Annotated in this window: 12 protein-coding genes; all 12 read right to left on the bottom strand. The window is 63.6% G+C overall.

The window, feature by feature from the left end:
- The coding region (locus JV551A3_RS07605) for a tail protein X (protein ID WP_205125938.1) at positions 1-110 on the bottom strand (110 nt) is incomplete at its 3' end.
- Positions 85-930 carry a phage tail protein gene (locus JV551A3_RS07600; RefSeq protein WP_133978547.1) on the bottom strand — a complete coding sequence of 282 codons (846 nt, stop codon included), beginning with the start codon at positions 928-930 and terminating at the stop codon, positions 85-87. The genes JV551A3_RS07605 and JV551A3_RS07600, both read right to left, overlap by 26 nt.
- A gap of 9 nt (positions 931-939) precedes the next feature.
- Positions 940-4,107: a phage tail tape measure protein gene (locus tag JV551A3_RS07595; protein ID WP_133978545.1), complete on the bottom strand. Its 3,168-nt coding sequence runs from the start codon at positions 4,105-4,107 to the stop codon at positions 940-942.
- Between the two features lie 132 nt (positions 4,108-4,239).
- Positions 4,240-4,536: a phage tail assembly protein gene (locus JV551A3_RS07590; RefSeq protein WP_133978544.1), complete on the bottom strand. Its 297-nt coding sequence runs from the start codon at positions 4,534-4,536 to the stop codon at positions 4,240-4,242.
- A 48-nt stretch (positions 4,537-4,584) separates the two neighbouring features.
- A complete protein-coding gene (locus tag JV551A3_RS07585; protein WP_133978542.1) occupies positions 4,585-5,094 on the bottom strand; it encodes a phage major tail tube protein in 510 nt (169 codons plus the stop codon).
- 12 nt (positions 5,095-5,106) lie between these two features.
- Complete coding sequence (locus JV551A3_RS07580; protein WP_133978540.1) at positions 5,107-6,273, bottom strand: phage tail sheath subtilisin-like domain-containing protein; 1,167 nt, start codon at positions 6,271-6,273, stop codon at positions 5,107-5,109.
- A 93-nt stretch (positions 6,274-6,366) separates the two neighbouring features.
- Positions 6,367-6,822, bottom strand: a complete 456-nt coding sequence (locus tag JV551A3_RS07575; protein WP_133978538.1) for a hypothetical protein — start codon at positions 6,820-6,822, stop codon at positions 6,367-6,369.
- Between the two features lie 7 nt (positions 6,823-6,829).
- Positions 6,830-7,561, bottom strand: coding sequence for a hypothetical protein (locus JV551A3_RS07570; protein ID WP_133978536.1), 732 nt, complete (start codon positions 7,559-7,561; stop codon positions 6,830-6,832).
- A gap of 3 nt (positions 7,562-7,564) precedes the next feature.
- Positions 7,565-8,251, bottom strand: coding sequence for a phage tail-collar fiber domain-containing protein (locus JV551A3_RS07565; RefSeq protein ID WP_133978534.1), 687 nt, complete (start codon positions 8,249-8,251; stop codon positions 7,565-7,567).
- Positions 8,248-8,970, bottom strand: coding sequence for a phage tail protein I (locus JV551A3_RS07560; protein WP_133978532.1), 723 nt, complete (start codon positions 8,968-8,970; stop codon positions 8,248-8,250). The genes JV551A3_RS07565 and JV551A3_RS07560 overlap by 4 nt, the downstream gene beginning before the upstream one ends.
- Positions 8,967-9,947, bottom strand: coding sequence for a baseplate assembly protein (locus JV551A3_RS07555; protein ID WP_133978530.1), 981 nt, complete (start codon positions 9,945-9,947; stop codon positions 8,967-8,969). The genes JV551A3_RS07560 and JV551A3_RS07555 overlap by 4 nt, the downstream gene beginning before the upstream one ends.
- On the bottom strand, positions 9,944-10,270 hold the full coding sequence (locus JV551A3_RS07550; protein ID WP_019096799.1) for a GPW/gp25 family protein: 327 nt from the start codon (positions 10,268-10,270) through the stop codon (positions 9,944-9,946). The genes JV551A3_RS07555 and JV551A3_RS07550 overlap by 4 nt, the downstream gene beginning before the upstream one ends.

Genomic DNA, 10,270 nt, shown 5'->3' with positions numbered 1-10,270 from the left:
TCCGGNTTGGCCTCCAGCACCGCCTCGACGGTGCCATTGAGGTGCCCGTAATGGTGCTGGCAGATCACATCCAACAAATCCCCGCTAGACGTTCTGCAGATCGTTGCCATAGCTCACAAACTCTAGGGTGAACCCTTGTTTCCGGGGGATGCCACCTGCCAGCAGGTGGCCCTGTTCTTCCTCCACACTCACCAGGCACCAGTCGCCCAGTACCTCGCCGTAGCCCGTGACCAGCTTCAGCGCTTGCAGGTTGCGGCCGACGCTGCGCAGCACGTTCAGCTGCTTAATGCCGCCCTTGTGGTGGGGAAAGATCGCGCCCTTGAGCGTTATCTTTTCCTCACCCAGACCAACGGCTTGCTGCGCCACACTGCGGCGCAAGCGCTCCTGGCCGGCCCAGCGGAACGACGCCTGCCGGCGCAGCTCGTCAAAGGGCGCGGTGTCCAGGTTGAAGTAATACGGCTGCAGCTTGGGGTCGTGCGGCTGGATGATCAGCAGGTGGGGAAATGGCGCGACCGCCTCGGGCAGCGGCGTAGCCGAGCCCATCAGCCCGCCCGAGGGCAGGATGTTCGCCAGCGACGGGCTAACCAGTCCCGCCACCCGCTTAGCCTCGGCCGTGACCTTGGCCGCCATCGTCTTAAACGTGCCCAGGCGCTCTTGAACCTGGGCGGCGCCGGTAACGGCTCGGCTATACATCGAAGCCACTTGGCCCACCTGAGACTGGGCCACATTGATACTCCGCACGATGCGCCCCAGCTTGGCACCGGCCTCGGGCCCTACAAACGGGATGTTTTCCAGCTCGGACGCGGCGCCCGTAATGCTGCTGACCGCGCCATTGAGTGGGGCCAGCATGCCGTCCATGCCCTTGCGCCCCGCCTCCCCGGCTGAAATCAACCCCGATAGGGAGGATTCCAGCTGCTCCATGTAGGCCATAGGCCCTCCTTAAACGTGGGGTTGATCGAACAGCTGGGCCGAGGACATACGCGCCGATGCTTCGCGCTGCCACGCCTCGAACAGCTGCCGCAGGGGCGCCTCGATTTCGCGAACGACCTGGGAAGGGTCCTTTACATCACCCAACACATCGATCTTGATGCTGGGCGCAAACGAAAACGCCTGATCTACTTTCGGCGACGGCACCGGGACCGACGCGGCCGCCTTGGCTGGCTCGGGCGGTTCGGGCATTCGCGGGGGCGCCAGAATCGACTTGGCCGCCATGTCGCGTACCACACCGCCCAATCCTGTTCGCTCGAGGGGCGAACTCTGGTCGACCACCTGCACCTCAGACTGACCACGCTGCATGACCCTGGTGATGGTCGGCGCAACGGTAGCCGGCACCTGCGGCACTTTTTCCAGCTCACGAAGGGCCATCCCAAGCGCCTGACCAGCATCAACCGGCACAGGCGCGGGCTTAGGCTGGACAGGCGGTGCGTCAAGCGACAGCGACGGCGAAAAGTCCTCACCCAGCCCGGCCTTGGTGCCTGAAAAGCCACCAACCGCTTCGAACATATCTCGCTTGGCAAAGGCCGGCAGCTGGTCATAGCGGCGCTCAATTTTCTCGTCGCTCATTTCTGCCACCGACCGGATGGCAGGCTCGGCCGGCTTGCCGGCGTTGCGCACCGCATCACCCACAGCCGGCGTTAGTGCTGGAGGTGGCACGGCAGCCTTATCGGTGCCCCAAACTTCCAACGCATGCTTGCCCAAATCGGGCACAGCCGAGGCGTCCGGCTTGGCCTCCTGCGGCTCCAGCGTTAAGCGTATCGCCTCACCTGGTGCCGCCTGTGGCTTGCTTTCAGCCTCCGGCGCATCCTCACCAAACCAGCGCTTACCCAGCCAGCCGCCGACGGACTCGCCGCCGAGGCCACCCAGGACCGCCCCAACGACACCACCCACAGCGCTTCCAATTACCGGCACAATGGAGCCAATCGCCGCACCTGCTGCCGCACCCGCCATGGCCCCGGCCGTGCCGCCCGCCACACCGCCGTAACCCTCGGCCTTCTCGTCTTGGGTTTCGGCATTCAGCGCTACGTCGAGCACGCCGGGCACCGCATCAATCAGCTTGCCCCCAGGCAGCTTGCCGGCAGCCTTGGTGATGCCGCGCACACTTTGCACCATACGCCCCAGCTTGTTTGCCTCGGCAGCACCAGCGAGCGCCGCAACGCCCGCCGCCGGCAAATGCGCCTTGGCTACCGGCGGAACAGGCGAGCGCCGCGCATTGGTCGATGGATCAGCTCGACGCCGCCGCCGACGGCGTGCACGACGACTACCGGACTCGCCAGGCCCAGAAGTAGCCACGCTACCACCGACCCGCCCAATAGCGTCGGCATTGACTACAAACACGCGCTGCGGATCGCTGTCGGCGATTGGGGCGGGGTCATTACTGGCCGTGGCTCCAAACACCTTGCCCAACGCACCCAAACCGGTATCGAGCACCTTGTTGCCTGTCTTGGGCAGTTTGATGGGCGCCTGTGCACCACGATCAGCACGACCGGCGAAACGCTCCAGGCCACGGCCGCGCGCGATGTTGACCACACCCTTGCCGATCTTGAACGCGCTAGACGCGGTCCGTAACGCCAGGATGGCCGCCACGGTGCCAGCAATGCCCGTCACGACCGCCGGAAAAGTGTCCGACAGGGAGGTGATGCCACGGGCGACTGCTGTCAGCCCTTTGGCCGCCATGTCAGTCGCTGGGCGGATGGCATCGCCAATGCTGCGCATGGCGTCGTCAGACGCCTGCACCGTCTCTGCCCATTGCTGAGCCGAGGTTTCACGACGCTCGGCCAGATTCTTGTCGAGGATGCCGCCGACCTTCTGCGCGTTGGCAGAGTTGGCCTTCAGCTCCTGATACAGGCCCCGATTCTGCCCGTAGGCGGTCAGCGCCGCCTTGACCTGCATGTCGGCAAAGATATCGCCGGTACGCAGGGTCTTCTCCAAGGCGTCCAGTGCTGCCCTGGCCTTCTCCGGGTCGACCTCCTTGTCGATTTGCGCCTTGGCCGCCTCGATCTTCTTGGCCTTGTCCGGGTCGGTCTTTTCAACGTATCTCATGGCCAGGGCCATGGACGCCTCAATGACGTTCATCCCCTTCTGCAGGCCGGTGTTCAGCGAAGCCTGATAATCAATGCCGGCGTCTTTGTAGGCCTTGACCACCTCGCCGGAACCGATTTTCTCCATCCAGTTCTTGAGGTTGTTTGCAGCCTCGTCAGAACCGCCGGCGGTCTTCATCTGGACCTGCAGCATGGAGCCCAGCGACGTCACCGCATCCAGCCCGGTGATGCCGCTCTTCTCCATACCGGCCAGCAGTTGTGGGAACCACCGGGCCATATCGCTGGCCTCGAAGCTACCCGCCTGACCCTGGTAGGCGATGGCCTCCAGCGCCTGCTGCATGACCTTCGGGTCGCTGATCTTGGCATTCTGCTCGAGCGCCTGGATCATTGACGCCGTGTCGACGCCCGAGGCGCCTTGACCGACGGCGAACTTGGCCGCCACCGGCGCATAGGCCAGCGCTTTATCCAGCTCCATGCCGGCGCCGACCAACTGGTTGACCAGGGCGGCCACGTCGTTGCGCGCCATCCCGGTGTCAGAGGCCGTGTCGATCACCGTCCGGGTTAGCTGCTGTTCCTCTGGCTTGTTGACGATGTCAGCCTTGATCGCAATGTCGCGGATGATCGCCTGGTAATTCGCGCTGATCATCGTCGGCGCGGCAACAGCGGCCGTGGCCGCCACTGCCTTTCCTACGTTCGACTTAAGCGATTCCTTGCCCGCCTGCAGCTGCTGGTGTCCCTTCATCTGCAGACCGGCGGCACGAGCTTCGCGGCCAAGGCGCTGATACTCACGCTTAAGGCGCCCGACTTCGACGCCTTGGTTGCGCAGCGCCTCAAGGTTGCCGTTCAGCTTGCGCAAAAGCTTGTCGGCGCCGGCGGCACCACTGTCGTGGGCGCGCTTCCACTCCTCCCGCAGCTTGATGGTTTCGCCAATCGTGCTTTTCAGCACCTTGGCCCTGTTGCCCTTGGCCTCCAACCTCTGGATGCCGTTTTCAACCGTTTTGAATGCGGCGCCTACCGATGAGGCGACCGTGCCGCCGATCACCAGCGCTAACGCTAGTTTGTTCGCCACCGGAGCCCCCTATGAAAAGCTCAATCTGTAAGCCACCAGACCACGTCGGCATAGGACATGGTCATGATTTCCTCGGCCGAGAAATTCAGCTCGGCCGCCAGTCGCTTGGCGGCGGCCTTCATGCTTTCGGGATTACAGTTCGTCCTCGCGCACCAGAAAGGTGTAACCGGTCGAGACACGGTTGTAATCCTTGTAGGTCAGGCCCTCCAGGTCCTTGACACTGACCTCGGCCAGGGAGGCGAACAGGTTCAGCTCGCGTTGCTCCTCGTCGCCGTCCGAGGTCTGGCTGGACATGCGCATATCGCGAACGGTCGGCGCGCGCAGGGTGATGGTGTCCACCTTGATACCATTCATCTCGGTTGGCTTGGTCAGGGTGACGGTGACATTTTCAGCGGTCAGCTTGAGGTACTTCGGTGCTGGCTTGCTCATGACTCGGTGTCCTTGAATCAGAAAGGAATGCGGAAGGGTTGTAGGGGACTACAGGCCGAGGTCGCGGCGCTGGCTGGCCAGCTGGTCGACACCGTTGATGACGCGCTTCATCGCCACTGGATCGATCTCATAGATGACCTCACCACCGACCTCGAGCTTGTAATAGGTCAACGCCACGGAGTGCTTGAACTCAGCCTTGTCGCCCGGCTTCCAGTCCCCCATATCCAGCTCCTTCAGGGTGCCGCGCTGAGTGACGATCACCGCTTTGGTCTCGCCCCGCTGGCCCTTGAACGAACCCCGGAACGTCCCGTTGAACGCGTTGCCGTCAGCCAGGCCGAAGAATTTCAAGGACTCTTTGCGCACCCCGGTGGTGGTGAAGTTGGACTCCATCTTGTCCATGCCCACATCCATCTCAATCGGCATATCCATGCCACCGGGCCGGTGCTCCTCCATTTTCAGCGTGAGCTTGGGCAGGGTCAGGCTGGGAACATCGCCCTGGAAGCTGAGGCCGTCCACAAACAGGTTCATGTTGGCCAATATCTCGGGAATCATTGCCATGTGATGCGCTCCTTACGCGACTTGGTCGAGGACTTCGGTCAGCCATTGATTGGTGACTTCGATACGGAAATTCGGGTTTTCGGCCGGCGGTACGTCGGTGAAGCGGATGTTCCAGTACACCTTGCCCTGCTCCAGTTGGCTGGCCGTGTTGAGCACCGGGTCGGCATAGACCTCGAAGTTGATGATTGCGCCCTGGGCTTTCAGGTCGCGCATGAAGGCCTGCAGGCCTTCGGTTACGTCGCGGATATAGGTCGAGGTAATACCCCGGTCCACCGCCCATTTGTGCCCGTACAGGATCGCGTCCATGACCATGTCCATGGTTCGCACGCGGGTGACGAACGCCCACTTCGGATCGCTCGACAGCGTGCGGTTACCCCACAGGCGGAATCCGTCGTCACGGATGATGGTCGCGATATTGGCGTTGTTGAGCAGGTTGGCCCGGCACGTCTCATCGCCATCCAGGTACTCGATGGCGCGGGTGGTGCCGGTGATGCCGACGAACTCTTTGTTCGATGGCGAGGACCAGAAGCCATACTCACTGTCGGTCCAGGCGAACACGCCTGCAGCCCACGCCGAGGCCGGCGCGTCGATGGTCGCGTTGGTAGCGGTGTCCCACACCTGCACGCCCGGATCGACCATGTAAATGCGCTTGGAGCCGAACGATTTGGCGTAGGCGGTGGCGGCCTCGTCGGTAGTGTTGGGGCCGTCGATGATCGCCACGGCGCGCAGCTTGGCCGCAATGGAGTCCATGGCGGTGGCCACCGCCAGGGTCGCGCTGTGCTTGGGCGCGACGATCAGGCGCGGCTGGGCGTTGAAGCGGCTCTTGCCGTCCAGCAGCGCCTGCAGGCCGGTACGCTTGCCGCTGGCCTGCACCCCGCCAATGATCGCGGAAGTCTGCGCGGCGCCGTCAGCCACCTTGGCCACGCCCGTGGCGACAATAACCGCCTTAGAACGCGTATAGATCGCCCGGCAGGCCTTGGTGATGGCAGCATCGGCACCGAACGCGGCAACGGCCTCGCGCTCGTTGGTAATCAGGAACAGGTCACCAACTTTGGCCGAGACGTTCGCGCCCTCGGTGAAGGTGTCGACCAGGCCAATGATCGAGGAAGACGGCAGCGCAACGTTACGCGCGCCGGTGTCGACGTTCGTTACGGTAACGCCGTGAAAGAATCCAGCCATGGGATAGCTCCAAAAGAAAGGGCCGCACGCGGCGGCCCTGCAGAAATAAAAACGCCCCGAAAACGGGGCGCTCAAGGGAATGCAGCGAGGGGGTCAGACAGCGCCCGGAACGCTCGCGCGAATGGCGTTGATCGCCCCGTCGGCGTAGCTTTCAGCCTGCGCATGGGTAGTCGCCTTGAGCACCTCGACCTTGCCTTTGAGACGGGCCGCACGGATGGAGCAAACGGCCGCGTGCCACGCCTGCGCCTCCTGCAGGATCGACTCAGCCGCCTCCACGGGCTCGACGCCTTGGGCATCGACCATGGCCTGTACGGTCAGCGGCACCTCACCGGCGTAACCCGCCTGCTTGAAGGCCTTCGCCTCACCCTCGGCCAGCTGGTTCTCGATGGCGCGCAGCGGATCGCCCAGTACCGCCGCCAGCGCCTGGTCGGCCGCCTGGTCGATTTGCTGCTGTGCCACCAGCAGCGCAGCACCAATGGGCAGTGCCTCGAAGTCGAAGCCGTTGTAGTTGATCTCGCCAAAGACGACGTTCAAAAAGGTTTTTTGCATGATCGCCTCACAGGCTCGACAGGTTGGTGATGATGTGGCCCAGATCTTTGGACAGGGTGCCCGCAGCAACGCCAACAATCAGCGAGCCATTGAGGGCCGAAGGCACCGCCGTGCCGGTCATGGACAGCGCAAAAAGTGCCGAGCCTGGACCGATCAGCTTGCCCCGGAAGGTGCCACGCAGCTCGAACGCGCAGTTGTACATGCGCACCTGCATGATGATCGGAGCCGACGACCCACTGGCAAAACAGAGGGCGTAGTAGGCGCTCAGATCGCCGGCGCTCGATGCCGGCAGGCTGAGCGTCACGTTAAGCAACTGGAGGTTCGAGCCGCCCGACATCCAGAACGACCCCATGCGTGGCAGGGTGTCGCCTTCCGGGGTGAACTCATTGAGAATCAGTCGACGACCAGAGCCAGGCAACGCACCAATGACCACCTGACGCCCGTTCGTGGTGATGCTTCTATCCAGTACGTAGTCCTTGGCCAGCCATACGGTCACCCGACCACAGTCCGGGGTAGCGTCGACGGCCCGTTGCACGGTCTTGAATGGGCTCGCCTCGGTTCCCAGGCCATTGGCGTCATCGCCCAGTTGTGGGTCCACCCAGTAGCCGCGGACCATCAACGGCGCTGCAGCAACCGCTGCAGCCACGGCAGCGTTGATGCCGGCCATCCTGCCGTTAACTGTATCGACCAGTTTGTTGCAAACAGACGCCAAACCGGCGACTTCATTTTCGAGACTCATACGTCAAGCTCCGAGTAGTTTTTGAATTTGGTTGAGTTGAATGGTCATAAGCCCGGTGGCATTGGCTACAGCCAAGCTCAACAGGCCATCCCGTGTTTCGGTGGCGGCCTTCTCTGCAGCCTCCACCCGCACGAGCAAGCCGCCGATCTGCTCGCCGGCGATTCGCGCCAAGCGCTCCAGGCTGTCCAGGCGCTCGCCCTTCTCCATGCCGCGCACCTGCTCGGCAATGAGTGCGGTGGACAGCGCCGCCAAGGGCTCGGCCAGCGTCAGGTTGAGGCCGGCAGCTGAACTGACGATGGTCACGCTGTCCGCCGGCAGCGCCGCCAGCGACAGGTCGTAGGCCAGCAGCAGGTCGATGTTGGCGGCCTTGTAGGCCAACGCCTCGGTCAGGTGCGACCAGACCGCCAACAGAGTGCCGTCCTTAAGGAAAATGCCGACCTCGCGCACCCAGTACGCTGTTGCGCCATCGGCGACAGCGGTCAGGTGCAACAGCGTGCTACTCAACTTCTCGCCGCTGGAAATCGGGAAGCGCGCCACCTCGTTGCGCAGGGTCTTCTGCTCGGCGCTTGGGGTGTAGGCCTGGCTGCCCAAGGCGATATGGCTAATCTCGGCCGAGAGACCGGTTTTCGTTGCCGTCAGGATCGCCGCCAGGCCGGCCTTGGTGATGACAGGTTGCAAGCCTGTACTCATAGAACAGCCTCCATGTAGCCCCGCACGACCGTGCGGACCTGCGCCGCGTTGGCTACCAGCGGGGCACCTTCTGCTTGAATGGGTACGCCCTGCGCCTCGGCAAATTGCCGGGATACGCTGGACGCATTGAGCACATTGGCAAACAGCACCGTCTGCGCCATGAGGTCGACGGGCACCGCCTGGGCATCCATGGAGCGGTGCTGCACGGCCCGCGCCTGAAAGGCGTTGCCGAGCACCAGGCCGCCGTCGAAGCGGGCACCCAGCCGAAACTCGTAGTGGCTGCGCTCGTTCTTCGCCGCGTCGACCAGGGCACGCAAACGCGCGCCCAGCTCGGGCGAGATAATCGAACCCTCACCCGCCCGGTTTTCGTTGGCCCAGGCCGTGACCTGGAATGTGTATGGCGCGGCGTTTGGTATCTGGTGCCACTCTTTGAACTCCGCGTTGACCCGCACCGCCTTGAGCACCCGCCGGACTGCGCCGACGGTACCCTTGGTCTTGTGCACCGGAATTGCCTCGCGGATTAGCGCGCGGCGCTGCTCGTCGGTGTAGGCGGCTTCCCAGCCTTCAACCTTGAGCGCCCAGCCCAACCAAGGCAGGAAGTTAGGCGGGCAGCGCGCCGACTCGGCCACGCCCCGGATAATGTCCGGGTCCACGCCAAACTCGCCGGCACGCTCCAGCGAGCGCTCCAGCAGCGTGGCGTTGTGCGGTAACAGGCTCATGTGACCACCTTGGTGGTCAGGACAATGGACGTGGCGCGCGGATAATGCCGCTTGTCACACACCACCCCTTCCACCGGCTTGATCAGGTCGACACGGCCAACTCCCGTTACATGTAACGCCGCGTAGATAGCCGAGACAGGCAACTGCCCCTCCAGCCGTCGCGCATCTGCGATGGCGACATCCAGGCTGACTCTAGCGGCTGCACGGACAACGTCAGGGTCTGGCCCATCCTCCATCCATAGCACCGCCTCAACCTGAAAGTCAGTCGGGATACCGCCCTGTACGCGCGGCCGATCCGTCACCGGCCGCACGTCATCGGCCGACAGCGCCTTGAGGACAGTGGTCACCAGCTGCGCCTCGGGCACCGCGCTATCAGGCCGTGCCAACACGGCCAGCGAAACATCGCCGGGCAGCGGGTTAACCAGGCCGGCGTCGTAGTCGCAGACCACGACAATGGCCCCGGCCGGCAACTGCGCTTTTACCGAGGCTGGCACCGGTACTCCGGAAAACCGGGGCGAATCGACCGAGACGTGAACCAGCTCGGCCGACGAACTCAGCGCGTGATACTCATACGCCCCGCTACTGCCGGCGACGGACAGCGCTTCCAGCGACAGCCGCGTGCGGTAGCGCAGCGCCACGTCACTTTCCATCACCGCCGCCACCGGCGGCACCGCGTCAGGGTCAGCTGCCCGGATGGTCAGTCGTTGCACGCCGTAATCAGCCGCGCGATTGTCGAGGTCGGCGCCCTTGGCGTAGGCCAGCAAGCTGGCCTTGGCAGCCGCGTTGACACGGGCGCGCACCATCAGCTCACGGTAAGCCATGACCTCCATCAGCTTGACCACCGGATCGGACTCAAGAAGCGCGGTCCACTGATCGCCCATATGGGCGCGGAAGATGCCAAGCACCTCTTGATAGAGCGTCTCAAACTCCAGGGTTTCCACCACATCGGGCGGGGGCAGTAAAGACAGGTCAATCATGCGCTCACCTCCACAACGGCCGAGCTACCCAGGTACTGGCCTGTCAGCAACAGGCCGATCTGGCCATCCAGCACCGAAACGACCTTGACCCGCTCCAGCTGCAGGCGCGGCTCCCAGCGCCCCAGGGCGCGGGCGACCTCGGCCTGCACGGCGCTTTTCCAGCCCTCGTTAACCGGCAGGTCGACAAAGCGGCGCAGGTTGCAGCCGTATTCAGGCCGCATGCGGCGACTACCCAAGGGCGTGGTCAGGATGTCCTCAATCGACTGTTTCAGATGATCGAGGCCGGTGGATTTCTGGCCGGTCCTGCGGTCCAGGCCAATCAT

Source organism: Pseudomonas inefficax, from assembly GCF_900277125.1.
Lineage (GTDB): Bacteria > Pseudomonadota > Gammaproteobacteria > Pseudomonadales > Pseudomonadaceae > Aquipseudomonas > Aquipseudomonas inefficax.
Note: the sequence above shows the minus strand (reverse complement) of the source record. Positions and strands in the feature narration are given on the sequence as shown.